At 49.5% G+C, this 26,917-nt stretch carries 24 protein-coding genes, 2 tRNA genes and 1 rRNA gene (1 of these 27 only partly in view); 18 read left to right on the forward strand and 9 right to left on the reverse strand.

The window, feature by feature from the left end; all coding sequences use genetic code 11:
* Positions 1–7: 7 nt before the first annotated feature.
* From EAW52_RS10940 to EAW52_RS10955, 4 genes are all read left to right on the forward strand, one after another.
* Complete coding sequence (locus tag EAW52_RS10940; RefSeq protein ID WP_122042421.1) at positions 8–559, forward strand: HNH endonuclease; 552 nt, start codon at positions 8–10, stop codon at positions 557–559.
* A gap of 128 nt (positions 560–687) precedes the next feature.
* A complete protein-coding gene (locus EAW52_RS10945) occupies positions 688–2,748 on the forward strand; it encodes a hypothetical protein (RefSeq protein ID WP_122042422.1) in 2,061 nt (686 codons plus the stop codon).
* Positions 2,749–2,883: 135 nt separating this feature from the next.
* Positions 2,884–4,701: a hypothetical protein gene (locus tag EAW52_RS10950; RefSeq protein ID WP_162997621.1), complete on the forward strand. Its 1,818-nt coding sequence runs from the start codon at positions 2,884–2,886 to the stop codon at positions 4,699–4,701.
* 8 nt (positions 4,702–4,709) lie between these two features.
* Positions 4,710–5,054, forward strand: a complete 345-nt coding sequence (locus EAW52_RS10955; RefSeq protein ID WP_122042424.1) for a hypothetical protein — start codon at positions 4,710–4,712, stop codon at positions 5,052–5,054.
* Between the two features lie 436 nt (positions 5,055–5,490).
* On the opposite strand, the gene EAW52_RS10965 is transcribed toward EAW52_RS10955, so the two are convergent.
* Positions 5,491–5,985 (reverse strand): hypothetical protein, encoded by a 495-nt coding sequence (locus EAW52_RS10965; RefSeq protein ID WP_122042426.1) that lies wholly within the window; start codon positions 5,983–5,985, stop codon positions 5,491–5,493.
* Positions 5,986–6,149: 164 nt separating this feature from the next.
* Here EAW52_RS10965 and EAW52_RS25935 point away from each other — a divergent pair.
* The 3 genes from EAW52_RS25935 to EAW52_RS10975 all read left to right on the forward strand — a co-directional run bounded on the left by EAW52_RS25935 (position 6,150) and on the right by EAW52_RS10975 (position 8,029).
* Positions 6,150–6,275, forward strand: a tRNA-OTHER gene (locus EAW52_RS25935).
* Positions 6,276–6,469: 194 nt separating this feature from the next.
* Positions 6,470–7,063 (forward strand): type VI secretion system-associated protein TagO, encoded by a 594-nt coding sequence (locus EAW52_RS10970; protein WP_162997622.1) that lies wholly within the window; start codon positions 6,470–6,472, stop codon positions 7,061–7,063.
* 66 nt (positions 7,064–7,129) lie between these two features.
* Positions 7,130–8,029, forward strand: coding sequence for a hypothetical protein (locus EAW52_RS10975; RefSeq protein WP_122042428.1), 900 nt, complete (start codon positions 7,130–7,132; stop codon positions 8,027–8,029).
* A gap of 367 nt (positions 8,030–8,396) precedes the next feature.
* Here the strand turns inward: EAW52_RS10975 and EAW52_RS10980 are convergent, their stop codons facing one another.
* The 8 genes from EAW52_RS10980 to EAW52_RS11025 form a co-directional block, all read right to left on the reverse strand.
* Positions 8,397–9,521, reverse strand: a complete 1,125-nt coding sequence (locus EAW52_RS10980; RefSeq protein ID WP_122042429.1) for a phage major capsid protein — start codon at positions 9,519–9,521, stop codon at positions 8,397–8,399.
* The gene (locus EAW52_RS26810; RefSeq protein WP_122044777.1) at positions 9,514–9,888 is read right to left on the reverse strand and encodes an HK97 family phage prohead protease; all 375 of its coding nucleotides are present in this window, start codon (positions 9,886–9,888) and stop codon (positions 9,514–9,516) included. The genes EAW52_RS10980 and EAW52_RS26810 overlap by 8 nt, the downstream gene beginning before the upstream one ends.
* A complete protein-coding gene (locus EAW52_RS10990; RefSeq protein ID WP_122042430.1) occupies positions 9,810–10,181 on the reverse strand; it encodes an HK97 family phage prohead protease in 372 nt (123 codons plus the stop codon). The genes EAW52_RS26810 and EAW52_RS10990 overlap by 79 nt, the downstream gene beginning before the upstream one ends.
* Positions 10,182–10,736: 555 nt before the next feature.
* Positions 10,737–12,668 carry an AAA family ATPase gene (locus tag EAW52_RS10995; RefSeq protein WP_122042431.1) on the reverse strand — a complete coding sequence of 644 codons (1,932 nt, stop codon included), beginning with the start codon at positions 12,666–12,668 and terminating at the stop codon, positions 10,737–10,739.
* Complete coding sequence (locus EAW52_RS11000; RefSeq protein WP_256680783.1) at positions 12,665–13,009, reverse strand: helix-turn-helix domain-containing protein; 345 nt, start codon at positions 13,007–13,009, stop codon at positions 12,665–12,667. Before EAW52_RS11000 ends, EAW52_RS10995 begins: the two co-directional genes overlap by 4 nt.
* Positions 13,009–13,224 (reverse strand): hypothetical protein, encoded by a 216-nt coding sequence (locus EAW52_RS11005; protein WP_122042432.1) that lies wholly within the window; start codon positions 13,222–13,224, stop codon positions 13,009–13,011. Before EAW52_RS11005 ends, EAW52_RS11000 begins: the two co-directional genes overlap by 1 nt.
* A 580-nt stretch (positions 13,225–13,804) precedes the next feature.
* Positions 13,805–14,452 (reverse strand): hypothetical protein, encoded by a 648-nt coding sequence (locus EAW52_RS11020; RefSeq protein ID WP_122042435.1) that lies wholly within the window; start codon positions 14,450–14,452, stop codon positions 13,805–13,807.
* On the reverse strand, positions 14,449–15,657 hold the full coding sequence (locus EAW52_RS11025; protein ID WP_162997623.1) for an integrase family protein: 1,209 nt from the start codon (positions 15,655–15,657) through the stop codon (positions 14,449–14,451). The genes EAW52_RS11020 and EAW52_RS11025 overlap by 4 nt, the downstream gene beginning before the upstream one ends.
* A 900-nt stretch (positions 15,658–16,557) precedes the next feature.
* Between EAW52_RS11025 and thrS the strand changes: the two genes are divergently transcribed.
* From thrS to EAW52_RS11080, 11 genes are all read left to right on the forward strand, one after another.
* Positions 16,558–18,480, forward strand: a complete 1,923-nt coding sequence (gene thrS / locus EAW52_RS11030) for a threonine--tRNA ligase (protein WP_122042437.1) — start codon at positions 16,558–16,560, stop codon at positions 18,478–18,480.
* Positions 18,480–19,031 (forward strand): translation initiation factor IF-3, encoded by a 552-nt coding sequence (gene infC, locus EAW52_RS11035; RefSeq protein WP_010794563.1) that lies wholly within the window; start codon positions 18,480–18,482, stop codon positions 19,029–19,031. Before thrS ends, infC begins: the two co-directional genes overlap by 1 nt.
* A gap of 61 nt (positions 19,032–19,092) precedes the next feature.
* Positions 19,093–19,287, forward strand: a complete 195-nt coding sequence (gene rpmI, locus EAW52_RS11040; protein WP_010794562.1) for a 50S ribosomal protein L35 — start codon at positions 19,093–19,095, stop codon at positions 19,285–19,287.
* 26 nt (positions 19,288–19,313) lie between these two features.
* Complete coding sequence (gene rplT, locus EAW52_RS11045) at positions 19,314–19,670, forward strand: 50S ribosomal protein L20 (protein WP_010794561.1); 357 nt, start codon at positions 19,314–19,316, stop codon at positions 19,668–19,670.
* A 94-nt stretch (positions 19,671–19,764) separates the two neighbouring features.
* A complete protein-coding gene (gene pheS, locus EAW52_RS11050) occupies positions 19,765–20,769 on the forward strand; it encodes a phenylalanine--tRNA ligase subunit alpha (RefSeq protein ID WP_122042438.1) in 1,005 nt (334 codons plus the stop codon).
* A 17-nt stretch (positions 20,770–20,786) separates the two neighbouring features.
* Entirely contained in the window at positions 20,787–23,165 is a 2,379-nt protein-coding gene (gene pheT / locus EAW52_RS11055) for a phenylalanine--tRNA ligase subunit beta (RefSeq protein WP_122042439.1), read from the forward strand.
* A gap of 3 nt (positions 23,166–23,168) precedes the next feature.
* Positions 23,169–23,471: an integration host factor subunit alpha gene (ihfA, locus tag EAW52_RS11060; RefSeq protein ID WP_010794558.1), complete on the forward strand. Its 303-nt coding sequence runs from the start codon at positions 23,169–23,171 to the stop codon at positions 23,469–23,471.
* Entirely contained in the window at positions 23,452–23,808 is a 357-nt protein-coding gene (locus EAW52_RS11065) for a MerR family transcriptional regulator (protein ID WP_122042440.1), read from the forward strand. The genes ihfA and EAW52_RS11065 overlap by 20 nt, the downstream gene beginning before the upstream one ends.
* A gap of 67 nt (positions 23,809–23,875) precedes the next feature.
* Positions 23,876–23,952: transfer RNA gene (locus tag EAW52_RS11070), tRNA-Pro, on the forward strand.
* Positions 23,953–24,357: 405 nt separating this feature from the next.
* Positions 24,358–25,172 (forward strand): IS5 family transposase gene (locus EAW52_RS11075; protein WP_256680784.1). Its coding sequence is split into 2 segments (ribosomal slippage): positions 24,358–24,673 and positions 24,673–25,172, totalling 816 coding nucleotides; the frame shifts between segments, so codons are not numbered across the junction.
* Between the two features lie 1,141 nt (positions 25,173–26,313).
* A 16S ribosomal RNA gene (locus EAW52_RS11080) occupies positions 26,314–26,917 on the forward strand; it runs 933 nt beyond the window's last position.

The following is a 26,917-nucleotide window of genomic DNA, read 5'->3' on the forward strand; positions in this document are numbered from 1 at the left end:
GTGCAGTATGTCTATTAATGAGGCGTCTCTTAGGGACAGGGTTCTTGAGATTTTTCATATAGATCTTGATACGGGAACGTTTATCAGGAAAAGCGATATATGTAACCGCAAGGCTGGAGAAATAGCTGGCACAGTAAGGCCAGATGGTTACAGACAGATCAGTATTGATAACAAGACTTACCTTGAGCATCAGCTGATTATGTTGGTTTCGCTAGGCTACCTTCCAGAACTGATTGATCATCTAAACGGCGATAAAGCTGATAATAGGCTGGAGAATTTAAGGCCAGCTACAAGCTGTTTGAACGCGCGAAATCAGCGACTTAGTGCCGCTAACAAATCAGGAGCTACTGGGGTTCGTTACAGGGCATCGAGAGATGCTTATGAGGCCTACTGGGACCTAGGTCATGGAGTCAAAAAGCACAAATGCTTCCGATGCGACAAATATGCTTCCCCGGATGAAGCATTAAATGAAGCAATACGTTATCGAAAAGCAATGATTGATGCGCTTAACGAAAAAGGCGCTGGATATACAGATCGGCACGGTAGCTCTCGTGCTTGATAGAACCATGATTCTGGCAGATATCTGAAGTCTGCCAGCTTGACCTACCTACACCGTACCTAACCTAATCCCTATTTAGACACGGCCCCACGGACGCTGTGGGCATTTGCTCGTCTGGAGAAAAGTACATGGCTTTTAATACCCGTCATCCTGTTGGCTCTACCGACCCGCGCGACCTATACGACAACGCAACGAATTTCGACAAGCTCATCAATGGATCAGATCCTTTCTATGCTGATCGACTTGGGCGTCAGCGCTTGTCGTGGTCAGGCATGGAGGAGGACTTCAATAACGCTCAGGCGGGGCGAGCTACAGCATTTGAAGACTTCCTTCAGCGCTCTGGATTCGTCATTGTGGGCGACTATGGCCCCAACATCACGCTGACTTCTCGCAGCCAGCTTATAGTTCGGGATGGCTACCTTTATCGGCTCTCATATGCCACGACGATACCCTATACCACGACCGGCAATTGGGATCTCGAGAAAGGTAATTTTGTCCTGCAGAATCAGGAGGACGCGCTACGTCAGGATCTAACTAACAATACTGACCTGACTAAAGGGGCTTCTTTAATTGCAGGTGTTGCGCGAGTCGTACCTAACATCGCCGCCCTTAGAAAACTTCCGTCTATAAGCAGTCGTTCGGCCCTGGTTCTCGGTTACAACACCATAGGTGACGGCGGAAGTGGGGACTTCTATCTTGATCCAGCTGACAAGACCAGTGCTGACAACGCTATTACCGTGATCGTCGCGGCCGACGGCGGTCGCTGGAAGCTGGAGCATGATGGTCATGTGGATCTCTATCAGGCTGGCTGTGTAGACGATGGCGTTACTGACAACACAGCGAAAGTTCAGGCCTTGGTTAACCTAGCTATTGCAACTGACGCATTCGAGATTCTTATTCCCAAGGTGGGCCCTGGTAAGTCATTCCGGATAACCGCGCCTATCACTATCAATGGTGGGCTTAAGATTTCTGGGGAAGGATGCGAGCCGCATACATCCGTCAGCGGTTCAGGTCAAAATTCCAGAGGCAGCGGCTCTTGGTTCTACCTGGACCATACGGGAAAGGGGTTCTCGATAAGCGCCGGCACCTCGTCAGATAATAATTCGGCCTCTACTGGCGTGCAGTTCAACGGTGTAGGCACAATTCGCAAGCATACACTCGTTGCCGGAGCTACCACTGCGTTTACCCCAACCGAGGCTGATTATGATTTTGACGTCAATAATGCCGACGTTTCACTGGAGAACGTTACGACACTGAATCCATACAAGGCAGTTCGTCTTGTAAACGGCTCATATGGTCGCCTGACTATCAGAGGACTAAGAGGCCAGCCTCTTTCGCAAGGTGTCGTGATTGAAGAGTCGTATGATACATGCCGTATTCTGGACGTTCAGTTCTGGCCCTTCTGGAGCCACGATCAGCGCGTCTGGAATTACACTCTGGCAAATCTGCGATCCTTTGTATCCGTACGGAACGACAACCCGTTCTATCAGAATATTTTCTCGATCTTCCATAATATTGGGTTCAATATCCTGGGTAGCGACAAAGGAACAACAAATAAGGCGAAAGTCTTTGGAGCCGACATTGATCGTGGCATGTATGGCATCGTACAGGATTCGACATCAAGCGGCGCATCCGCTCTATTTGTAGGCTTCTCAGCTCAAGGTGAGAGCGGAGTGACCGGAAACAATAGCGGCATTCTCTTGAGCGGAACTGGCGGCGAATTCACCTTCGAAGCTCCTGATCTGCGGGTTTACAACGGCAACTGCCTCAGGGTCTATGGCACGAATAACAGCGTCGTTGTCAGCAACCCTAAGATGGCGAGCTTCAACAAATCGTCCCTCGGATATCCAGCTGTTGAAGTGGGTGCCAATAACCGGGTAGACATCGTTGGCCGCGTCCGCATAGGGGATACCAATAACGGCGCTTTCTATGCGGGGGCTGGCACTATTCGAGCGCCTGGAGAAAGCGGAAGCACATCTGCTACCACGAATGGGGCCGGACAGGTTGTCGTTACTCATGGAGCTGGATATGTACCGGGCAAGGTGTTTGTTGCCGTAACTGGCGGTGGCAATGGTGCCACAGCTCAAGTTACTGCAAAGACCTCCACAACATTTACTGTCAACTTCTACAACGGTACTGCGGCTCTGGTTAATACGGCAGTCGCTTTCGATTGGGAGCTTAAGCTTTAAAAGCTGACCGGCAATGATTGACACGCATCTCATAAGATCTGTGATGTGCGTCAATCATCGGCTTTTCTTGGATACACAGATTGTTTTGTCTATCATCTCGATTGTTTCTGAATCCATACAATTGAGTAGTGATAATTGACGTTATTAATGGCGGAAAAGGATTTTAGCGCAGTCACCGTCGCAGTCCGAAAAAACAAGGTAAAGCTCCTCGCCTCGGCAGTATTGATATCAATATGCCTTTTTCTATTTCAGGTATTTAGCTCTGGCTTTGGCAGATTTATGCCAGCTATTCACCCGGACTGGTCAAGCCATGCATCTACGACCAGGGCTGTGTACCTGGGTAAGGACTTTGATTCCCCGGCAGTAAAAGCAACTCTGGAAGAGTTCGCTTACTATCCACGCTTAACATATGAAACGTCCGCATGGCTGGCGAAGGCGCTTGGAATAAGCGATTTGCAAGGCTTAACGCTAGTCACGCATCTTTCCATAATTCAAGCCTGCGTATTTTTTGCGCTGAGACTATGCACTCTCTTTTCCGAGAGACAAGTGTCAGCGACAGCAAAGCTTTTTATCGTCCTATCGCTGTATATATCAGCTAATTATCTGTGCCTTGGTTTCAGAAACCTGATAGTCACAAACTCCTTTATATCGCAAGCCGCATCACTGGGTATTGCGCAGCTGCTCATATACCTTGCGGCTGTCAGACCAAGTGCTGTTAAGCATTGCGCGATCATGATCGCCTCTTCCTTCGTTTTATCCCAGACACACATGGTGGGCTTCGTATGGTGTATAGGGGTGCTGATTGTCATGTCATTAGGGATGCCGAGGGCTACTATTCTGAAAAGAATAGTGCTCGCTGGCGTTGGAGTCCTGATATTTGCCGCCTTTCTGTTTTCCTCTGAAGGGCTGATGGAGACGCTTAAGGTTGCCGGCACGGGTGGAGCGCTTGCTGCCTGGAATGGAAGCATCTCTAGAGAGAGGATGGTTATTGTAGTGCCGGCAGTGATATACGCTGCTGCGCTGATCGTATTCGCTCAGGCATACATCCAAAAGAGAGTCACCCTAGAGCAGGCTATGTGGTATGGAGCTGGATTTATCTGTCTCGGCCCTCTGATCGCCGCATCTGCATACACGGCGATTACTAAGGGTGGAAACTGGTATCCAGTAGCGAAATGGGTATATACCCTAATACCAGAGATGCTCCTATTCCTCGCGCTGCTATGCAGTAGGGCAAAGGTAGCTTCAGTCTCTACCTGGAAGGTTTCCATTTTAGGTCTGGTTATTTGCATTGCTGCTCAGCTTCCTATTACAAGGCCCGCAGTTGACCTTGAAACAGCTATCCTTGCTGAGAGCGGAGTGAAGTCCATTCCATCAGAACGTATTTATCCAGGGCTTGTGGTTGACCATCCAGCAATCAACTACTTTATCGCTCGGTCTATCCTCGAGATCCCGTACGATAATGAAACGTGGAATTGGATGAGGGCTGCGGGCAAATCTGATAAGTATCTTTCTGCAAAGTCATTTATCGGTGTTATTCCTGCAATCCCATCAGACCGACGCATTAAATTTAGAAACGACAGAGAGAACCGCTCAGTTGCCCAAAGAATGATTGACCAGAGATGGTGGCCCATAGAGGACCGCTACGTCTGGGCAGCAAACTCTCCTGCTCACTTATCATTTATTGCAGAGCAAAGACCAGCCAAATTCATTGCTGAGATTGTTCCTAACCTCCCAAAGGGGGTTGATGAGCGGACCTTTGAAGTCTATATGAATGGGATAAAGCTCAACGACTTGAAAGCAGATCGTATGGAATGGGGCTCGCCAATTGAATATGAAGCGGCTATCCCTGATGAAGCTGTAAAAGACAGCGGTGAGGTAGATATCCAGTTCGTATGGAATAAGCTTAAACAGGATGATCCAGGTTTGGCACTTTTGAGCGTGAAATATCTATAAGGGAATGTATGCGCAAGATTATTGCCATTAGTGCTGCACTGCTTGCAGGGTGTGCAAGCGAAGGGAGAATCGAGAAGCGTCCGCCGTCCATGGAGTCAATATCTGGCAAGACTGTTGAAGCCTATATGGAATGCCTGATTCCAGAGCTGGAAGACTCCAGGCGCAAGGTCGAGGTCAGCGGGGATGCTGATCACAAGAAGATTGTGGTACCGCAGTTTGTATCGCCCATGACTGCAGCCGTGATATTCGTTGACAGAACATCACGAGGGATTGAGATCAGTGTTCATGAGCGATCAGCTAATAATCCGATCCGCCCAAAGGATATTCTTGCTGCAGCCAAGCACTGCATCTAGAACCATCCATTCTTCAGGCCCTTGTTGACGACAGCAAGGGCTGAAAGAGCCATGAGGATAGACAGGATTAGGATGTTGCGGATCGTCTTGTTCATCTTGAATGCTTGCGTTGTGTCCATGACCAGCAAGCAAGGCGCTCCAGGCTTATGACCACATCCCAAGGGTCAAGCTCGAAACCTTGCTTCGTCAATTCCTTCCGGGCCATTGCCACCAGCATCTCGACGGACTTTGGGTTCTGGCAAAGGGAAGGGGGTAGGGCGTTTGACTCAAACAGCCTCTTTCCCTTTGTATCATATGCGACAAATATCAAAGGGCTATTATGGGTTCGGTGCTCGAACTCTATCTTCAGAGGCGACAGGCCTTTGATGATGACTGACTTGGCTTTGCTGTAACTGCTCATGTGTGATCCGTCTCACATAATGCGGCAGTATATCAGCTAGTCTGTATGCGTCTCGATACAAAGCATGCGCTCACCGTTGATCACACGCCCGATCATCACAAGGTCGAACTGCTGCCCATCCTTTCGCGTCAGCCTCATCCCATCGACCGAACCATATAGCCCAGCATTTCGCTCATGAAACTCCAGGCGGCCATTCGGATCTCGTCTCACGACGCCATGATCTTCGCTCAGGTTGTAAAACTCGAAAGCCGACTGCTCAATGATGCCGGCCAGCTTGCCGTTCGTGTCCCTGAGTTCGTAGATTCCTCCTTTGAGGAAGTCGGGGGAGTAGGTAGCCAATGCCTCAGCTGCCCATAGCTTGGCCGAGTCGATGACCTCCATCATGTCCGACCAACGGTCTTTGTTGATCGCTCCAGTACTCAGCAATCGGTCGGCAACTTCTTTCATGTAAGAGGTATGGTGTTCAGGTAGGCGCACAAGGGCATGCTGGTCGTTAGCCAGTCGATCCCATTCGGCAATTGAAGTGCTCATAAGAGGGTCCGTTCTACTGAGGATGCATACAGTAGTCGGAAAGAGGGAGGGTGGCTAGTGGGCACCTGCTAGGTGAAGTTCATCCCTTGAATCGTTATGATTCATAACTATATGGTTCCGGTCCGCAATTATTTTGGACCCATTGATGCCGTTGGGCTGGAGAGGGCTGGATTTTGAGTGTTTGCGGACCGGAAATAGGGCTGTAACCCGCATGAATGCTGGTTTTGTCTCGGGACTTAAAATCCCTCGGAGGAAACTCCGTGCCGGTTCGATTCCGGCTCCGGGCACCATATATATCAAGGGCTTAGGTTGTTTTCGACCTAGGCCTTTTTTATTGCCTGCAAGAAAAGTAAGCGCATAGTAAGCAGTTTGGAAATAGTCTCGCCGTCTGTCGAAAAATCTTTTAAAGCTTATTGCTATGTCGCCGATAGCTACTTGGATATACCGACTATCTTTCTGCTGGCATAAAAAGCATGGAGGCGTTATGCGTAAACTGTTGATCCTTTCTCTGCTTCCGATCTCGGCATTAGCGGTTGAGGATAAGGAGGTTTCATACTGTGCGGCTGTAAACAATGCTGTGGAGCGCTTAGAGTGCTATGACTCTATTGCTGCTAAGCATTCATTAGCTCCAATACTTGAAGCAAAAGCAATAGAGGGCATAGGTAGCTGGGAGGTGACTACGAAAGTAGACCCACTTAACGATAAGAATGTTTACTTGGCGGGACTAAGTGCAGCAACAGGCTCAGGACGCTACGGTGACAAGGTTGTCATGCTCATCCGTTGTGCTGAAAATAAGACCGATTTAATTATCAATTGGAACTCCTATTTAGGCCGAGAAGCTGAAATTATCTTCCGAATAGATAAACAAAAGGCTCAGAAATCCACTTGGCAACTTTCAACGGATAAGAAGGCAGCTTTCTATCCAGGTTCTCCAGTCAAATTATTAAAACAGTTGGCTGAAAGCACAAGCTTTGTAGCCAATGTTACGCCATACAATGAAAATCCAATTACTGCGATATTCGATACATCTGGTGCAGATAGTGCGCTCAAGGATGTTAGAAAAGAGTGTGGTTGGTAGAGTGTTAGGATTCTAAAAATAAATTAGACAATAATTAATGATATTTTAAAATATTATAGGTTTTTAATGTCGGAACAAAAAATACAGCCACATCAGGTTACTAAGCCGATACAGCTATTAGCAGCTTGGTTAGTAGGGCTAGTACTAATTAATGGATCTTTTCTAGGTGCGGCTAAAGTTATTAACACTCCTGCTTGGGTGCCAGGTGTATTAGTTGTTGCGGCAATCCTTAACGTACCTATTTTTCTTTATCTGATTTTTTCGTTGCAAACGAAGTTTAGAGCTGAGCTCCAAGAGGATACGTTCTACTCCAAACACCTTGAAAAGGTTACTGGAAAGATAAAAGTAAGCTCTTATAAAGAAAATGCTTTGGCCGAAGAGTTGAAGAAAGCTCAAGAAGCTAATTTGGCCCAATTTAAGATTCTAAGTGATAATCTTGAATACATATCCTCTGCGCTGAATCATGTAAACGATGGGGATCATAAGCTGGATCCGGTGTTAGACAAAGTGGCAGAAAGCAAGAGCGCAATAAACTCTCTAGAGAAGATTAAAGAAAAGGCTATGGCGCGGATAGCGCTTAATGACCTTCTTCCTCATTATAACGAAATAAGGTTTGCACTTATAAAAAATGGTTTTTCCGTTGAAAGAACTTTCGGGTCCAATAATGAGGATAAAGTTTTGCCGAAAGAATTAACAATTAGCTATACACCTGATGCAAGCAAAGCTGCTCTTGTTGAAGTTTACAGTGTTGCTAAGCTATTTGGATTTAACAGGCTTGACTTTGACTGCTATGAGTATGAAATTTCTGATAGTCATATTTATGTTGGCTCCTATATAGATAGCTTTACCTCATCAAGAAGTTCTGTTTTGGTTGACGCCTTTCTTGAAAGGGCGCTATTAGATAATGATGTTACTAAAGAGTCATTTAATAGTCTACTTAGGTCGCTTGCTCAAACTAATTATTAAACTCTTTGAAAGTAATTCACCTATAAGCTCTGCTTCCAAACCAACAGGCTCACACAGCTTTCTCAAGATCCGGCGCGTACCGTTGAGGTCTCGCCAGGCGAGCAGAAACTCCAGGTTTGGATCGTTACGACCTGCCAGATGTGAGGCACAGTCCTGAGCATATAGCCCAATAGACGCAAGCCACATACGACGCTCGCCAGAGTCTTTACCTTCAAAATCAATACGCATACCCGAGCCCTATAAAAAAGCCCTCACCGCGAACGATGAGGGCTGTGCTTCGCTTTTCTTCGGCTGGCGCTTAGCAATTACCAGCGCTGACAGGTGAACCGGAGCATTGAGCGGCCTGTGCAGCATCTCCGCTCAATTTTTAAGCCAGTGCTACCGAGACCACTGCACCCGTCGCAAACACTGCAAGACCAGCACGCAGCTCTGCTAGGAGAATGCAGGTGTTGGTAACGAAAGCATCACCAGCCTCACGGCTAGCCATAACGGTAGGCTCCATGCGATCCAATACGGCAACCTGGGCCGGATCCAAGACCAGCGCCGTGCCCCTGGCCAGGCTTGGGTTAGTAATGATTCGATAGCCCCAAACACTCGGCGGGGATGGATCACGCGGCGAACCCAACACATATTGCCCATCACCTTCCGAACGCTCACTTGCAATCGCAAACCAATCAACAGGGTTCATTACAACCAGGCCAGGCTGCCAGCCAGCCGCGGACAAGGCTGTAGCAGCCTCACCGATACGGTCAGCAGCAGAAAGGGCTGGTGTTGGGATGTACGGCGTGGCTTGAGGAACCAGGCCCAGAATCCGGCCTTGGCCGCCGGTGCCGTTGATAATTTCATTCTCAAGCTTTGCCTGGACGCCATAAGCCAGCAGGTCGCCCAGCTGACGCTCAAGGGCTGGTGCATCCTGCAGAACCTGAGTCGATGCGCGTACCCAGTGGGCAATCGTGCTGATCTGCGCCTGGACTGGAACCGACTGAATGTTAGCCTCAGCCTTAACGCTGCCTTCTGTAGTTTGTACGGCGGCAGAGTTTTGGTAGTTGCTCAGCTGCATGAACTCAAATGTGCCGCTCGTTACTTCAAGGCTTGGCAGTACATCCAGCAGGCTCAATGGGCGGCGAGCATCGCCATACAAGCCATTGGCGCGTTGAGCAGGAACTGCAAATTCGCTATCACCAGTTCCGCCGGTGCCGCTGTTCACGATGGCTGCTTTACGCAGCATCTCAACAGAGCCGTTTTGTAGCGTTACGCGGCCTGTAGTGTTTGCGCCTTCACGCATGGACTGGAGCTGAGCCGACTTGGTAAACGACTCAATCAGAGTGTTTGCCATAGTGGCGGCGGAGCGCTTGCTACCTTTGCGAGCATTCTTAAGCTCGATGTCGGTAATCTGGGCCGAAAGAACGTTGAGCTTGTTTTCGGTGGCTTGCTTGAATTGCGTTACAGCGTCGGCGTGCTCTTGCACTGCCTTCAGGATGACTTCAGACATGGTTGATGCCTCTCAAAGTTTTAGTTGCGGCGGTGAGGAGGCTCACTGCCTTTTCGATATCAATAGCCGTCTCTTCCTCGTCTCGATGAAGGGCAGGCCATCCGCGCGCAGCTAGAACTTTCGCTTGCTTCGCACTAAGCCCCAGTGCCTCACGCACAGCGGACTCAAAATCTCTAATGTTCTGGCAATCCTTGAACGCCTTGACCTGGCGAATCGTGGCGGCTGGGTTTGCCGGGACCGAAACCAGGGAAACTTCCAGCAGCTCAACGGCGCGAAAGTAACGGGTTCCTAGCTCAGTAAATGAATTGACAGGATCTGCGGTGAACCAATGCTCAGCGATAGCGCGCCGGACTTCAGAAGCGGATATGCCTCGTCGCGCGCCCGCGCAATGCTCATAGCTAAGTTGCCGCGTGCCAGTAGTCCTTCGGGTGTGTCCTCAAAGGCCAGCCAGTTACCAATCGGCTCGTCTGCTTTGTGCTGCCACAAAAGAGCAGGCATGGTGCCGTGGGCTTGGTGTGCAGCTAAGGAGTCGGAGAAGGCACCGGGAAGGATCACATCACGATCAGGGTCAGCCAGGTTATAGGCGCTAGCTATGCCTTCGAACTGGCCTTGTTCGGCAACGCTTTTGACCTGGAGCGGAAGTTTGCATTGGAGCTTCATTCGTCAATCATCTCGATGACTAATCTGATAGGTCTAATTTTATTTTATGTAGCGAAATAGCCGAAGTTAGCTTTCAAATGGCTTCAAAATCACTCAATTCAAACGCGAACTTTATTTGCCAGGCGCTAATGCCTTCATTTATTCGCGCGCGTGCGCGCACAAGTAGAGGGCTGTGCGGGGTATCGAAAAATGGGATAAGCACGATAAGAGGCTTTCGAGAGTGGTATTTCCAGCCGTAGCCTCTGAGTTTTGGAAGCCCCCTGGCCTCAGGAGGCTAGGCGTTTACCTCGCCTCCCTAATGGGTCGGGTAAAAATCCGTTCCCCTTTAGGGGAGAAAAATTACCCGTACCCGACCCGCATGGTTACTGGCTTAGAGTCGAGTAACTGCAAAACTACCCGACCCGACACACGTACCCGACCCTAACCCGCATAGCTACTGGGATTGCGTCGGGTAATTTTATTTAGTTCGGGTAATTTACCCGTTACCCGTCTACCCGACAGGCTTAAACAAAAAGCCCGGCATGAGCCGGGCTATTCAACGGGTAATTGGTCAAGTCATGCCTCACGGTTCCATACCGTAATCAGTCTCTTCTTAGAGCTAACCACAGTCTCTAATAACTCACCTTCCTCAATGGCGCGATTGATGACCTGCTCCCGTAGCGTCTTCTCACTCATACCAAACGTATCTGCATACGTACGGAGTAATTCCCGCGTCACGCTTTTACCTTCAGCCTGCTTTTGTAGAATAAAAGCTTTCACTTTTGGTAGCGCTTCCTCATACCGGCTAGTGCGCTTCTTTTCTACTGTATCGCTACTCTCGCGTTTCGCCGCCTTATCACGATGTAGCAAGGCGCCATTACAGAACTCTAGATAGAACTGAGCGCCGATCTGACCATAATTTGACTTGCCTACAGTCAGACGGACATGACGCGCATCTTCTGGAGTTGGCTCGCTATCCTTTGCGTATAGATATCGGTCTAAGCCGCCCATCCAACGCGCGGAGTCAACCAGGCGGGCGCCGCCTGCTACGTCAGTAGCTTTAACTGTTCCCATCGTTGCCTTTGTTGTATGAGCCGACACCATGACATTGCACCCAGTGTCCTTACGGATCATTTCACATGCCTGTACAAAGGTTGCGCTGTGTACGTTGTCGTTTTCCTCACCGCCATTGAATCGGCTGTAAGTATCGACAATAACGAGTTGAACGTTACCAATGCTTTGAATGAACTGCCGCAATTGCTCAATCAGCAGCGCATTGGTTGTGATAACCCGTCCGCCATCTGGGGAGTGGGTAAGCTTGAAGCCAGCCGACACCAAATCCAGCATGTAAAGGTTTCTGGCAACGCTGGCAGTATCAATACCAGGATATTGCTTCCCGATAGCGTATAAGCGGCGACGTAACTCGTTTTGATCATCTTCGGCGCTTAGATAAACAACCGCGCCTGGCTTCTGGATCTCGCAACCAAGAAACGAGGTGCCACTTGCCACAGCCAAGGACAACTGCTGAAGAAGAAGGCTCTTACCTGCACCACCTGGAGCAGCGAGAATGCCCACTACGCCATGCGGCAACAAATCCTTAACAAGCCATTCTCTAGCGGGAGGCTCGGCTGTAAACCAATCTGGAGTAACCCTGGCCGCGTCTAAATCAAAGGCATTGTTTACAGCCGCCTCAACTTTAGCTGCTGGGATCTTCGCTTGGGCACTTCGCACTAGATTAGGAATGTCATCGTAACGAGCCTGCCAACGAGCAGGGTCTCCGCGATCATTCATAGCAAGCATAAACCCGCGTACTGTCTCTACAACCTTGCCTGGAGTCATTCCGTCAGCGATGTACCGAAAAGCAAGGTTGCGCGTCGAGTCGTGGAGATTTTGACCCGTCAGAATGCTTACCACCAAAGACTCATTCGAGTCCCCTGCTTCTGAAGCAATACCAGTCTTGCTAGGCTGCATAGCTTGAAGATAATGGCTAACCGCGCCTTGCCGGTCCTTGGCGACAGGACTGTCATCAATAGCCTTGCCAGTAACAGTTAACCAACGTCCACTGTCATAGATTTCCCGAGGCCCGCTCTTTTTACGACAGCCCTCAGGCAAGCTACCTTCGATAAACATACGAATGCCTTCACCCGAAGGGCTTACCTCGGTGTAAGTCTGAAACTCGCGAATATGCTCCAGTGCCCAGGGTTCGAACTGACCTGTTTGCTTATCCAGACAATGATCGATGTCGATGCCAACCAGCCCTCCAGTAAGGGCAAGGCCAATACCGGATAGCTTAAGGTTTCGTTCATAGGCGGCTACAGCCTCCTCATAGCTCATCCATGCAGAAGGTTTATCCCAGCTTAAGGCAAACATCTTGTCTGGATGGCAAGGGACCTTATCAGGCTTTGCACCAGGCGATTTCTCAACGTAGCTCCAGCAAATCCAATTTGCGCGCTCTCTAAGGGCCTCTGGAATATTGCTGTTTGGCTCAAAGGTGCGAACGCTGTTCATATCACAGCATCCTTGGCCAGCTTGAGCAGCACATAGCGCGCTACGCGCTTATGAGTTCGCCCGTCACGGTCGTTGATAGTGATTCGGTCTGTATAAATTTCATGGCCCAACGCTCGCAATTCTTTAATTCTTGGAGCTGGGGCCATGCAGTTAAGCTTGTCGCGAGCGAACAACGTATTTACAGCGCCTAGCTCAATCAACGCATTTAAAAGTCGCTGGCGCTGACGCATAGCATCAGTACTGCTATTATTCCGGTGCAAGGTAGTGACTCCTGTAACTCCTGCAGAGGTGCCCTCAGCCCCGGTTGCCGCCGGGGTGAGGGATTTATCTAGGTTCATCATCAATGAACCTCTCTGTTGATTCTTCCTTTTGCTGCTGCAAATACCTCTCTAAAGCTTCGAACTTGCTCTTCGGCTTCTTTAACTGTTATGCAGCTCGTCTCAGTGAAAAGGGCTATCGCAACATCAAACGTGTTAGCCAGATGAAACAAAGTTTCGTGATCTGTTGCCTTTTCAGTTCCAGCAATGATCTTTTGGAAAACGCGGCTTGGGCTCATTAGCGCACCTCCTGACTAGTGCTGGTGCGTAGGCCTTGCTCAACAAAGTCCAAAACATCTATTGCTCTGTAGCGAATTGCCTTGCCAACTTTTACGTATCTGATTCCTGTGCCATCCCATCTTGATCGTTCCATCCAGGCAATAGACTTGCCTAGATAAGCGGCAACGGCTCGTTGATCCATTAGCGCGGGGAGGGTGACTGTAGTTAGAAGAGTATTTTGATTGCTTAGGCGTAGTTGGCCTTTATCTATGCTCATCGCTTATCCCTCGCGCTAACCTTCGCCTGCTGCCAGACTGCAATTTCCTCAGCTATAAAGAACGCCCTAGCTGAGCGGGAGTGGCTGCTTTTAAGTGAGCGTGGAAAGGTCGGGTCATCAGACATAAGCTTGTAGATGCCACTTCGTGATTTGCGTAGTAAGTTGCATACCTCGTTAAAGGTTATTAGCTGAGTAGGGCAAAATTGACGATCGCCTTGCTTGCTGCTTGGTGTTGCTAGGTGCATAGCCGTGTCTCCTTTTGTCTGGCTATACACACTCTATGGGTGAGTTAAAAACTTATCGCCGTGCAGAATTCGATGTAGTTACGAGTAATTTTTCCCCCCCCTCTTATTTATCAGGCGCTCAACCTCTTTAATGTCTTCTGGGAGCTGAACCCCGCACAGGACTAGTAGATTTCTTGCTATTTCCGCTGCACGTCGCTTTATCTTAATCCCGTGCTGGTTGTGCAACCGAGCTGCCGTGGCGGCAAGCAAATTATCTCTACTGTGCTTTTCCCGGGCGCCTGGTTGATTAGGAATCTTTTCGATTTCATTGCTGGCGCTGCCGAGCACTGCCCATGCTTTAACTAGCTGGTCTGCGAGGTTGTGCTGGCATTCGAAAAAAGTTGTCTTGCTTAGTTGCCATTGCTCCTGTTCAAGATAGGCCATGGCAGTTGCTGGCAGGTTTAGTAGGCGGTTTCTGGTTTCAAGCATGTAAGACTGAAGTTCTGCTAAGAGCTTCAACTCTTGTGAAAGAGGGATTTCTTGGTCCTTAGCAAATTCATGAATTCGGAAATTCAGCATTTCTTCACTAAGCCATTTAATAAAATCTTCTTTGTCATGACTAATTTGACGGGCAATCAGCTCCAGGGCTTCGGTTGGTAGAGAGTCATCAAACGCGCCCCCGCTCCGCCGTTTGTTGCTAGGATCAAGAATAGGTAGTGCTTGTGCGCGCTTGCCCTTAATGCTCATGCTTGTGCCTCCGCTTCCTTAACGCCAGCATCCCGCAACAACACGTCTTCTATCTGCTGCATAGGTTCTCTCAGTCGGTCAGTAGTCGGGACGATATAGCCAGCGGTTACGTCGTTGCTAATCGTGTGGTTTAGCATTCGCTTTAGCGTATAAGGACCAATATCCAGGCGCTCAGCTGCAGTAATAAACGAACGGCGCAGATCTGTTGGCATGAACTCAACGCCAGATATCTCGATAACCTTGGCAATGCCGGTGCGAGTGTCCTTGAGCCTGGTGCCATCGGCAGTGCTAAACACATACTCCGGGCCTGCAATGGCCTTGCGAGCTTCAAGCAGGTCCTTTAGCCAGTCAGTGAGTGGTAGCTCGTGGTCGCTGTGGTTCTTGGTGTCAAAGAAGGTGAGGGTACGGTGCTTAAAGTCCACGCCTTTCCACTGAAGCTGTAATGCTTCCGAGGGACGCACGCCAGTAAGCATGGAAAGCAAAAAGCAGTCACGAAGCTCTGCACCAAACTTAAGGGCTGTAAGGCCGGTGTTCACAGCATCAAACCAGGCTTTCATTTGGTATGGCTTGACGAAACTACGGCGGCGACTAACGCGGTTCCAGGACTTGATCACTGAAAGACGCTTTACCGGGTTGGATGAGAGAAGCGGCTCGCCTTCATCCCCACTATATTTGGCATTGGCATAGTTCACGACGGCGCGTAGGTAGCGCATGGCAAGGTTGGCGCGGGTAGGGCTGGCCTCTGATAGCTCCTTATGTCGAGCCTCAATCATGTTTGGCTTGATATCAACCAAGGCTTTTTTATTCCAGTCGCTAAATCCTTTCATGGCGCGCTCAACGTCCTTCCTGGTGGAATCTTTGAGGTTGCGCCCGGTTAGGTAAGCTTCTGTTGCCTGGGCAAGGGTTATCCCTTTGCGGCCTGCTTTCTGTTTCTCTGCTACCGGGTCGATCCCACTGGCAACCTGGGCGGCATGTTTGCGTGTCTGATCTCGTGCCTGCTCGACTGTAATAGAGCCAAATCGACCAATGGTAATCCGTCTTTCTTTGCCATTGACGCGGGTTTGGTAAATGAAGGATTTCGAGCCGCTGACCGATACGCGCAAGCCAAAACCGCGCACCTCTGTATCCCAATAAAAGTATTGGCCGGAGGAGGGGGCGAGAATTTTTTCAATAGCACCCTTGGTGAATTTCAGCTTGTTAGTCACGCCAATCATCCCTCTGTCTGCGATCAAAGTAAGCAGATAGTAAGCGGCTCATTTAAAGTAAGCAGGGGCTACTTCAAACCACGAATGGGATCATTGTGCGCTAAAGGCTAGGAAAATCAAGGGGTGTAGATGCTTACTCAAACAGGTTCAAGCAGCTTCAAACGTATATGAAAGGGACTTAAAATCCCTCGGAGGAAACTCCGTGCCGGTTCGATTCCGGCTCCGGGCACCAGTTGTAATAAGGGCTTGACTTGATTGGTCAGGCCCTTATTTTTTGAGGCAAGGTCTGGCTGCTTTATAGTGGCAATCGGCCTACTATCTGCTCAAACATTCTTTTATTCGTGAAGTAACCCTTTGAAAAGCGCCAGGCAATGGGCTTTCCTTCGTCTGTTTTCAATGTAATTGAAAACACCGTTGAATCTAGCGCCCTTGCTAACAACGCGTAGTCTTTCAGGCTTATTCTTACAATCGGTATGTCTGGAATGATCACGGCAAGTCGATCCCGCTTTGGTTATGCGAGTTATCGGCCTGTGTTGGCTATTCTTCAGTTTCAATCCAGTAGTTTTTACAGCTACGGCATGCCAAAAGTGATCTTTGATCAAGTGCCCAGGTGATGGCTTGCTTTCAAGTTGTGCTGCGTGAAAACCACTAGGTAGCTAGACTGACTAGCTTGGTGTGGAGGGCTAATATTTTTAGGTGTGGCCTAATGCTTGGTTGTATAGCCAATCATTTTCTGAAAGCATATATATTCTTTGTTGCTCCAGTGATCCTTCATCGATTAATTGAAAAGTGCATAGGCCTGCCATCGTTCGGTAGGATATATAATTCGATGCTGTAGCTTACTGGCTCATCCGAACCATGTGGCCCTTGGTATGGGTCACCACTGTTAAAGGAGGCGCCATGCCCACTATTACTCTTCCCGACGGTAGCCAACGTTTATTCGATCATCCTGTTACAGTCACAGAGATCGCTCAGTCTATAGGCGCTGGATTAGCGAAAGCTACTCTGGCAGGCAAAGTAGATGGACGTCTGGTGGATGCTTGCGACGTTATTGATCATGACGCGTCCCTGCAAATTATTACGCCTAAAGATGAAGAGGGTTTGGAGATCATCCGTCACTCTTGTGCTCATCTGGTTGGTCATGCTGTAAAGCAGCTGTTCCCGACAGCGAAGATGGTAATTGGTCCTGTTATTAATGAAGGATTCTATTACGACATCTCGTATGAGCGTCCTTTTACGCTGGATGATCTGGCTGCTATCGAGGCGCGGATGCGTGAGTTGATCGATAAGGACTACGACGTCATCAAGCGTATGACTCCGCGAGAGCAGGTTATCGAGACGTTTAAAGCGAGAGGGGAAGATTACAAGCTCCGCTTGATTGAAGACATGCCTGATGAAAAGGCAATGGGGTTGTATCATCATGAAGAGTATGTGGACATGTGTCGTGGTCCGCATGTGCCCAATACCCGCTTTTTGAAGGCTTTTAAGCTAACGAAGCTGTCTGGTGCCTACTGGCGTGGCGACTCCAAAAACGAACAGCTGCAGCGTATATATGGTACGGCTTGGGCCGATAAAAAGCAGCTGGCAGCTTATATTCAGCGCATTGAAGAAGCTGAAAAACGTGACCACCGCAAGCTGGGCAAGCGGCTGGATCTCTTCCATACTCAGGAAGAGGCGCCAGGAATGGTGTTCTGGCATCCTAACGGCTGGACTGTTTATCAGGCGCTTGAGCAATACATGCGCCGTATTCAGCATGAAAACGGCTACTCCGAAATCCGTACGCCACAAGTTGTGGATCGTTCCCTTTGGGAAAAGTCCGGCCACTGGGCTAACTATGCCGACAACATGTTTACGACTGAATCGGAAAGTCGTGACTATGCCATTAAGCCAATGAACTGCCCGTGTCACGTGCAGGTGTTTAATCAGGGGCTAAAGAGTTACAAGGAACTGCCTCTTCGTCTGGCAGAGTTCGGCGCTTGTCACCGTAATGAGCCATCAGGCTCTTTACATGGCATTATGCGTGTCAGAGGGTTTACTCAAGATGACGCTCACATTTTCTGCACAGAAGACCAAATGCAGGAAGAGGCGGCTGCTTTCATTAAGCTTACTTTAGCGGTTTACGCTGATTTCGGATTCACTGATATACAACTGAAGCTTTCTACCCGTCCTGAAAAGCGTGTTGGCTCAGATGATTTGTGGGATCAGGCAGAATCAGCATTAGCTGCGGCGCTTGATCATGCAGGGCTGGCCTATGACTTGCAGCCGGGAGAAGGTGCATTCTACGGTCCAAAAATTGAATTTTCTTTGAAGGACTGTCTGGGTCGAGTATGGCAATGCGGTACGCTACAGCTTGATTTTAATTTGCCGTCTCGTCTTGGTGCTGAATACGTCAGTGAAGATAATAGCCGTAAGCACCCAGTAATGCTGCATCGTGCTATCCTTGGTTCTTTTGAGCGATTCATCGGTATTTTGATTGAGCATTACGAGGGATCTTTCCCGGCGTGGCTTGCTCCAACTCAGGCAGTGGTCATGAATATCACTGACAAACAGGCCGATTTCGCTAACGAAGTGGTGCAAATTCTTGATCAAAGCGGTTTCCGAGCTAAAGCTGACTTGAGAAACGAGAAAATCGGCTTTAAAATTCGGGAGCATACTTTGCTCAAGGTTCCCTATCTTCTTGTTATAGGTGATCGGGAAGTTGAATCAAGAGCCGTGGCTGTACGCACGCGTGAAGGTGCTGATCTGGGCTCAATGCCTATTGCGGACTTCAAGGAGCTTCTAGCTCAAGCAGTTGCTCGTCGCGGTCGACAAGAATTGGAGTAATGACTATTAAGCGTGAAATGAGACAGGATAAGCGAACTCAACCCAAGGCTCCGATCAACGAGAATATCTCGGCTCGTGAAGTCCGGTTGATTGGTGCTGACGGCCAACAGATTGGCGTCGTCTCGATTGATGAAGCGCTACGCGCTGCTGATGAAGCCAAGCTGGACTTGGTGGAAATTTCCGCCGATGCAGTACCTCCTGTGTGCCGCATCATGGATTATGGCAAGCATCTTTTCGAGAAGAAGAAGCAGACCGCAGCAGCGAAAAAGAACCAAAAACAGGTTCAGGTAAAAGAAATCAAGTTTCGTCCAGGGACGGAAGAAGGGGATTACCAGGTAAAACTACGCAACCTGGTACGTTTCCTTAATGAGGGGGACAAGGCCAAGGTATCCTTGCGATTCCGTGGTCGTGAGATGGCTCACCAGGAGCTGGGTATGGAGCTGTTAAAGCGGGTCGAGGCTGACCTTGCTGAATACGGTGCCGTAGAACAGCATCCTAAGATGGAAGGACGCCAGCTAATTATGGTCATCGCCCCTAAAAAGAAAAAGTAACCACCAGGGCACTGGCAGGCCTTGCGGTTATGCGTAATCACCCAATGCGGAGTATATGAACATGCCAAAGATGAAAACCAAAAGTGGTGCAGCGAAGCGTTTTAAAAAGACCGCTTCCGGCTACAAGCACAAGCACGCGTTCAAGAGTCACATCTTGACCAAAATGACCACCAAGCGTAAGCGCCAGCTGCGTGGTACATCTCTGATGCACCCGTCTGACGTTCAAAAAGTTGAGCGCATGCTGCGCGTTCGTTAATCGGTCACAAGGTAAAGGTATAACTCATGGCTCGTGTTAAGCGTGGCGTAATTGCCCGTCGTCGTCATAAAAAAATTCTGAAGCTGGCTAAAGGTTACTACGGTGCTCGCTCTCGCGTGTTCCGTGTTGCTAAGCAGGCTGTGATCAAGGCAGGCCAATATGCCTATCGTGACCGCCGTCAGCGCAAGCGTCAGTTCCGCGCCCTATGGATCGCTCGTATTAATGCTGGTGCTCGTATGAACGGTCTGTCTTACAGCCGTTTCATCGCTGGCTTGAAGAAAGCGGCCATCGAGATCGACCGTAAGGTTCTGGCCGATCTGGCGGTAAATGAAAAAGTAGCGTTCGCTGCGATTGTCGAGAAAGCTAAAGCTTCTTTGGCTTAAGCCCTGTGTCAATCAGGGCCTTGGCCCGACAGTAACGTCACCAGTAGGGGAAGGGCCTAAAGCTCTTCCCCTATTTTGTATCTGGAGTCAGTGAATGGAAAACCTGGAGGCACTGGTCAGCCAAGCGTTGGAGGCCGTGCAGCAAACTGAAGACACGACTGTTCTTGAACAGCTACGGGTTGGCTACCTAGGGAAAAAAGGTGAGCTTACCCAAGTCATGAAGACGCTGGGCAATCTGCCTGCAGAAGAGCGGCCGAAAGTCGGTGCGCTGATCAATGCGGCTAAAGAGCGTGTGCAAGATGCGCTTAACGCCCGCAAACAGTTTTTAGAAGAATCCGCTTTGGCTGAAAAATTAGCAGCGGAGCGGGTTGACGTAACGTTGCCTGGCAGAGGGCAAAAAACGGGTGGTTTGCACCCTATTACCCGTACTTTGGAACGTATCGAGCGACTTTTTACAGGTATTGGTTACAGCGTGGCTGAAGGCCCTGAAATCGAAGACGACTACCATAACTTCGAGGCGCTTAATATTCCAGGTCACCACCCGGCTCGTGCTATGCACGATACGTTTTATTTTAATGCTACACGTCTACTGCGTACGCATACCTCACCCGTGCAGATTCGTGTCATGGAACAGCAGCAGCCTCCGATTCGTATCATCTGCCCAGGCCGAGTTTATCGCTGCGATTCCGATCAGACGCACTCGCCGATGTTTCATCAGGTAGAAGGGCTTGTGATTGATAAGAAGGTCAGCTTTGCCGACCTCAAGAGCACGATAGTGAGTTTTCTACGCGAGTTTTTTGAAGAAGACCTAGAGGTCCGTTTCAGGCCCTCTTATTTCCCATTCACTGAGCCCTCTGCAGAAGTCGACATCCGTCGACATGTCAATAAAGATGGCCAGCTGACCCCTAGCTGGCTTGAAGTCTTAGGTTGCGGAATGGTGCACCCTAACGTGTTGCAAATGGCGGGTATCGATCCTGAGAAATATCAGGGCTTCGCGTTTGGTATGGGCGTTGAGCGCCTAGCCATGCTGCGTTACGGCGTAAATGACTTACGGCTGTTCTTCGATAACGACCTGCGCTTCCTGGCGCAATTCCGCTAGCTTTAATAGGGGGCACAATGAAATTCAGTGAACAGTGGTTGAGATCTTGGGTAAGTCCACCGGCTTCTCGGGACGATTTAGTCGCTCAGTTATCCATGGCAGGTCTTGAAGTGGACGACGTCGAGCCGGTGGCCGGGCAGTTCAGCGGTGTGGTAGTAGGAGAGGTGCTCGCTACTGAGCGGCATCCTGACGCTGATAAGCTGAATGTATGCCGTGTTAGTAATGGCCAGGAAGAGTTTCAGGTCGTATGCGGTGCGCCAAATGTGCGTGCTGGTCTGAAGATTCCCTTCGCTATGATTGGCGCCAAGCTGCCAGGTGATTTCACTATAAAGAAAGCCAAGCTGCGCGGCGTTGAGTCTCAAGGCATGCTGTGTTCTGCTAGTGAGTTGAGCGTATCAGAAGATAATGCAGGTCTGATGGAACTGCCGTCAGATGCACCAGTAGGCAAGGATTTCCGTGATTACTTGGGGTTGGACGACGTTTCTATAGACGTTGATCTAACGCCTAATCGCGGCGATTGTTTATCAATCGCCGGCCTCGCTCGTGAAGTTGGTGCGCTCTATGGCGTCCCGGTGCATGAGCTTGATGTTCCACCTGCACAAGTAAGTATAGACGATGTACGCCCAATTGAGGTTGTTGAGCCTTCTGCTTGCCCTCGTTATGTAGGGCGTGTGCTAAAAAATGTTGACCTCTCCCGCCCTACGCCACAATGGATGGTAGAGCGCCTGCGGCGATCCGGGATTCGCAGCATTGATGCTGCAGTCGACGTAACTAATTACGTTATGCTTGAGCTTGGGCAGCCTATGCATGCTTTTGATCTCAACGAGATCAAGGGCGGCATTCGTGTTCGCTTAGCGCAGCCCGACGAGAAGCTGGTTCTGTTAGACGGCCAAGAGATTACTCTTCGCCCGGATACGTTAGTTATCGCCGACCATGAGCGCGCGCTAGCTATAGCTGGGATCATGGGGGGGGAATACAGTGGTGTAAGCGCCACTACCGTGGATCTGTTCCTGGAAAGCGCCTTCTTCGATCCTATTGCTGTTGCTGGTAAGGCACGCTCCTATGGTCTTCATACTGACTCTTCGCACCGCTTTGAGCGCGGTGTAGACTTTGATCTGCCTCGTCGTGCAATGGAGCGCGCTACAGCCCTACTGGTAGATATTGTCGGCGGCGAACCAGGTCCGGTGATAGAGATAGCAAGTGCTGAACATTTGCCTGTTAAGACCCCTATTACTTTGCGTAGTGAGCGCATCGAGCAAGTGCTAGGTCTGCGTCTTGAAAGTGATGAAGTTGAGCGCCTGCTAAAAGGTCTTGCTTTGACCGTTGAGTCTACTGATGAAAGCCAATGGCAAATTGGCGTTCCTAGTCATCGTTTCGACATAGCAATCGAAGTCGATTTGATAGAAGAGCTGGCGCGCCTTTATGGATATAACCGCCTTCCGACTCGTTTTCCACAAGCACGCTTGGCTCCAAAAGGATATGCCGAGGCGCGTACTGGCCTTTCGCAATTTCGACACCAGCTGGTTGCTCGGGGTTATCAGGAAGCTATTACTTATAGTTTCATAGACGAAAAGACATTCAAGCTATTCTCGCCAGCGCTTGATCCAGTATTGTTGGCTAATCCGATTTCTCAAGATATGGCTGCTATGCGCGCTTCACTTTGGCCGGGCTTGGTCAAGGCGCTGCAGCACAATCTTAATCGCCAGCAGAGTCGGGTGCGCTTGTTTGAGTCAGGGCTTCGTTTTGTCGGTTCACTAGATGATTTGGCGCAAGAGCGTGTCTTGGCTGGTCTAATTTCGGGCTCACGCTTTCCAGAAAGCTGGAGCTCTGGTTCTGAGCGTGTAGATTTTTTCGATATCAAAGGCGATGTTGAATCGCTGTTAGGTTGCGGTGAGGATGTAGGTGATTTTACCTTTGTCGCGGCAGAGCATCCTGCGCTGCATCCTGGACAGACTGCACGCATTGAGCGTGACGGCCGGCTGGTGGGTTATGTGGGAGCATTACATCCCGAGCTATTAAAAGCTTTGGATTTAGATCAACCTGTTTATGTATTTGAAGTGTTGCTAGGTGAGGCGGAGCAGAGATGCCTACCGCGTTTCCAAGAGCTGTCACGTTATCCAGAAGTACGTAGAGACTTGGCAATTCTAGTGAATATAGAGGTATCTTCGGCGGATGTTTTGTCGGTTGTACGGGGCAAGGCTGGTGAGTGTCTGGTTGATTTAAGGCTGTTTGATGTATATCAAGGCAAGGGCATTGATCCGCTTAGAAAAAGTCTTGCAGTTGGCTTGACCTGGCAGCATCCATCACGCACTCTTACTGATGAAGAAATCAACGAAACGACACAGAAAATCCTCGTTTCCCTAGAAAAAAGGTTTAACGCCACATTAAGGAAATAGCGTATGGGGGCTCTGACGAAAGCTGAGTTGGCTGAACGTCTCTATGAGGAGCTTGGTCTGAATAAGCGTGAGGCCAAGGAGCTAGTGGAGTTGTTTTTCGAAGAAATTCGAAATGCTTTAGAGCAGAACGAGCAGGTTAAGCTATCAGGTTTTGGTAACTTTGATTTGCGAGACAAGCGTCAGCGCCCTGGACGCAATCCTAAAACAGGTGAAGAGATACCAATCACGGCACGCCGTGTGGTGACTTTCCGTCCTGGGCAAAAACTTAAGGCCAGGGTAGAAGCGTATGCTGGAACCAAGCCATAACAATGAGTTACCTGCTATACCGGGTAAGCGATACTTCACTATTGGTGAGGTAAGTGACCTCTGTTTGGTAAAACCCCATGTCCTTAGATACTGGGAGCAGGAGTTTCCTCAGCTTAACCCGGTAAAAAGGCGAGGTAATCGTCGTTATTACCAGCGACAAGATGTCACTATGATCCGTCAGATCAGGGCTCTGCTTTATGACCAAGGTTTTACCATAGGCGGGGCTCGTCTAAGGTTGTCGAGTGATGATGCTAAGGATGATACTACCCAGTATCGTCAGCTAATAAAGCAAATGATTAGCGAATTAGAGGATGTTTTGGGAGTTCTTCAAAAATAATTTAAAAAAACCTTCCATTTATCAAAACCTTAGCTTAATATGTTCGCCATCTCGCAAGGGATAGAGTCGGGGCGTAGCGCAGCCTGGTAGCGCACTTGCATGGGGTGCAAGGGGTCGAGTGTTCGAATCACTCCGTCCCGACCAAATATCTAAAAACGGGTCAACAATCTATGATTGTTGACCCGTTTTGCTTTTAAGCGTCATGAAGACGCTGCGGTATATATGTGATTCGCTAGATATCTTTTCGATATATGGTTCTGTTCATATCTGGCTGAACAATTTCTTAATGGCCTCGCTGGTAATTCTTAATTATTATCTCGCTAGTATGGTTGGCAGTTACTACCATCCTTCCTTCGCGCTTGTAATAGGTCGCCAGCAGTGTTGCCTTTACCAATGAAAACCAAGCATTTCCTTTCAATGCCATTTCATTAGTAGCCTGCTGCGTCTCTTGGGTTTGTCTGAAAGGTCGCGTTTGTTAGCCTAATGTCGTTGTGGCAAGCGGAGGCAGACATGACAGGTCGTTACGAGCTTTCGAGTTAGCGCTGGGCATTGATTGAAGACATCGTTTCTCCTCCCCAGACCATGGGCCGTCCTCGCCGGGATGATCGACAGATGCTCAATGGTATCTTCTGGATCCTTTGCTCCGGCGCCAAGTGGCGTGATCTACCCGAACGCTACGGCCCTTGGAAAACGGTCTATCAGCGTTTTCGCCAATGGCGGGACGACGGAACGTTTGAGCGCGTATTGACTCGTCTGCATCTGCGGCTTCGCCAGGATGGCTTTATCGATCTGGATACCTGGATGGTGGACTCTACGATCATTCGAGCTACCCGTGCCGCGGCAGGAGGCGGAAAAAAGGGGGGGCGGACGAACCTTTAGATCACTGCCTGGGACGCAGCCGGGGTGGGTTAGGTACCAAGATTCACCTGCTTTGCGATGCCAATGGTTATCCGCTGAGCTTTACCCTCTCGCCTGGTCAGCAGGCCGATTCGCGCAACTTTATTCCGTTACTGGATCAGGTACGTCTTCCTGGCTCTCAGGGCAGACCACGCAAGCGTTGCCGGACAGTGATCGCAGACAAGGGCTACGATAGTGAAGGGTTGCGTCGCTATTTCGACCGCTTCGGTATGCAGCCGGTGATTGCCCAGCGCACGATGCACCGCAAGCCCCGGCCAGGTCTGCCTCGCCTGTTTGATAGGCCCAAGTATCAACAGCGTAACGTAATCGAACGGCTATTCGGTTGGTTAAAGGAGAAGCGTCGGCGCTGTACTCGCTTTGACAAGCTGGCTAACAGCTTCAAGGCCATGGTAACGCTGGCCTGCATCGAGCGATGCATGCATGCCGACTTTTCAGACAAATCCTAATATCCTTAAAAGCTTTCTTCCGGAGTCTCTCGTCAGTTGCCATCCGGTGATCTTTTCCCTCGCATTTAAATAAATGCTCCGCCGGATCGATAGACGGTTACTAGCTCAGCCAATTGTGATGTCATCTCAAGGCGGTCCTAGCAAGATCACTGGTTTTATTGGTTTTGCTTTGTCCATCCTGATTCGGCAGCACTTCATAGGCTTGACGATGTTTCAATGCTCCTTATCACCATGACGCCTAGGTTCGCTCCTAAGGGCATGCTTTGGCAGTCTGTGACTCTTAGTTGGTCCGGTGTGAGCCGATGTCCGGGGTGACGGTAACGGAGGCATCAATGTTGTTTAAAAGTAAATGAGCTGTTATTGGGTTGGTTCCTTTGGCTTGAGAGCTATTAGGTTGATGTTTTTGAGGCTATATCAATCTCTGATATTCATTCAAAGAGCTGCTGATACTAGTAGCTTAGTAATTTCTATGTAAGGTCTTGCTTCGGCGAGCACCTATGTGTCGCCTATGCTTTAGGCATGTAATACAAATGTGCTGTTCCAATTTAGTAAAATGCATAGATGTAGTGCCTTTAATGATGCGCTTTACGGGGGGGCTTTCTGCGCTAGGCCTCAAAGAATGCTGATAAATAGATAGCTGATCCTGGGTTCGTTCTCAAATAAAGCTTGACCTGTGAGCGGAGGGGCCTATAATGCGCCCCACTTCCGCTGCAACGGAACAGCAAAAAGCCTTGTAGATCAATGGCTTAGCTGTTTAGTCAAGGTCAGGCCTCCGGTCTGGCAGAAGTGGAAAGAGGGAAGCGGTAGTTGACAAGCCCCTGGGCTTGTGTAGAATACGCCTCCCGCTGCCAGAACAGGTTTTCTGATCCGGCAGGTCCGGCAAGCGGTTCGGCTGGTTAGACCGGTTGAACAAAAAGCTTGACAGGACAAGAGGTTAGCGTAGAATGCGCGCCTCGGTTGAGACAAGGTCTTAACCAACCGCTCTTTAACAAGTTGAATCAAGCAATTCGTGTGGGTGCTTGTGCTGTAAGACTGATGGATCGACAAGATTATCAGCAAGACAAGTAACACTCGTGAATTCGAGAGTTTATTTGCGATTGCTGAGCCAAGTTTAGGGTTTTCTCAAAACCCGGATATGTTTGAACTGAAGAGTTTGATCATGGCTCAGATTGAACGCTGGCGGCAGGCCTAACACATGCAAGTCGAGCGGATGAGGAGAGCTTGCTCTCTGATTCAGCGGCGGACGGGTGAGTAATGCCTAGGAATCTGCCTGGTAGTGGGGGACAACGTTTCGAAAGGAACGCTAATACCGCATACGTCCTACGGGAGAAAGTGGGGGATCTTCGGACCTCACGCTATCAGATGAGCCTAGGTCGGATTAGCTAGTTGGTGGGGTAACGGCTCACCAAGGCGACGATCCGTAACTGGTCTGAGAGGATGATCAGTCACACTGGAACTGAGACACGGTCCAGACTCCTACGGGAGGCAGCAGTGGGGAATATTGGACAATGGGCGAAAGCCTGATCCAGCCATGCCGCGTGTGTGAAGAAGGCCCTCGGGTCGTAAAGCACTTTAAGCTGGGAGGAAGGGTTGTAACCTAATACGTTGCAGCTTTGACGTTACCAGCAGAATAAGCACCGGCTAACTCTGTGCCAGCAGCCGCGGTAATACAGAGGGTGCAAGCGTTAATCGGAATTACTGGGCGTAAAGCGCGCGTAGGTGGCTTGGTAAGTTGAATGTGAAAT

The sequence above is a fragment of the Pseudomonas sp. LTJR-52 genome (assembly GCF_003691465.1).
Classification (GTDB): Bacteria; Pseudomonadota; Gammaproteobacteria; order Pseudomonadales; family Pseudomonadaceae; genus Chryseomonas; species Chryseomonas luteola.

Coding starts and splice junctions, on each gene's coding strand:
- EAW52_RS10940 (WP_122042421.1), top strand. CDS start 8: ATGTCTATTAATGAGGCGTCTCTTAGGGACAGGGTTCTTGAGATTTTT.
- EAW52_RS10945 (WP_122042422.1), top strand. CDS start 688: ATGGCTTTTAATACCCGTCATCCTGTTGGCTCTACCGACCCGCGCGAC.
- EAW52_RS10955 (WP_122042424.1), top strand. CDS start 4,710: ATGCGCAAGATTATTGCCATTAGTGCTGCACTGCTTGCAGGGTGTGCA.
- EAW52_RS10965 (WP_122042426.1), bottom strand. CDS start 5,985: ATGAGCACTTCAATTGCCGAATGGGATCGACTGGCTAACGACCAGCAT.
- EAW52_RS10970 (WP_162997622.1), top strand. CDS start 6,470: ATGCGTAAACTGTTGATCCTTTCTCTGCTTCCGATCTCGGCATTAGCG.
- EAW52_RS10975 (WP_122042428.1), top strand. CDS start 7,130: ATGTCGGAACAAAAAATACAGCCACATCAGGTTACTAAGCCGATACAG.
- EAW52_RS10980 (WP_122042429.1), bottom strand. CDS start 9,521: ATGTCTGAAGTCATCCTGAAGGCAGTGCAAGAGCACGCCGACGCTGTA.
- EAW52_RS10990 (WP_122042430.1), bottom strand. CDS start 10,181: ATGAAGCTCCAATGCAAACTTCCGCTCCAGGTCAAAAGCGTTGCCGAA.
- EAW52_RS10995 (WP_122042431.1), bottom strand. CDS start 12,668: ATGAACAGCGTTCGCACCTTTGAGCCAAACAGCAATATTCCAGAGGCC.
- EAW52_RS11000 (WP_256680783.1), bottom strand. CDS start 13,009: ATGATGAACCTAGATAAATCCCTCACCCCGGCGGCAACCGGGGCTGAG.
- EAW52_RS11005 (WP_122042432.1), bottom strand. CDS start 13,224: ATGAGCCCAAGCCGCGTTTTCCAAAAGATCATTGCTGGAACTGAAAAG.
- EAW52_RS11020 (WP_122042435.1), bottom strand. CDS start 14,452: ATGAGCATTAAGGGCAAGCGCGCACAAGCACTACCTATTCTTGATCCT.
- thrS (WP_122042437.1), top strand. CDS start 16,558: ATGCCCACTATTACTCTTCCCGACGGTAGCCAACGTTTATTCGATCAT.
- infC (WP_010794563.1), top strand. CDS start 18,480: ATGACTATTAAGCGTGAAATGAGACAGGATAAGCGAACTCAACCCAAG.
- rpmI (WP_010794562.1), top strand. CDS start 19,093: ATGCCAAAGATGAAAACCAAAAGTGGTGCAGCGAAGCGTTTTAAAAAG.
- rplT (WP_010794561.1), top strand. CDS start 19,314: ATGGCTCGTGTTAAGCGTGGCGTAATTGCCCGTCGTCGTCATAAAAAA.
- pheS (WP_122042438.1), top strand. CDS start 19,765: ATGGAAAACCTGGAGGCACTGGTCAGCCAAGCGTTGGAGGCCGTGCAG.
- pheT (WP_122042439.1), top strand. CDS start 20,787: ATGAAATTCAGTGAACAGTGGTTGAGATCTTGGGTAAGTCCACCGGCT.
- ihfA (WP_010794558.1), top strand. CDS start 23,169: ATGGGGGCTCTGACGAAAGCTGAGTTGGCTGAACGTCTCTATGAGGAG.
- EAW52_RS11065 (WP_122042440.1), top strand. CDS start 23,452: ATGCTGGAACCAAGCCATAACAATGAGTTACCTGCTATACCGGGTAAG.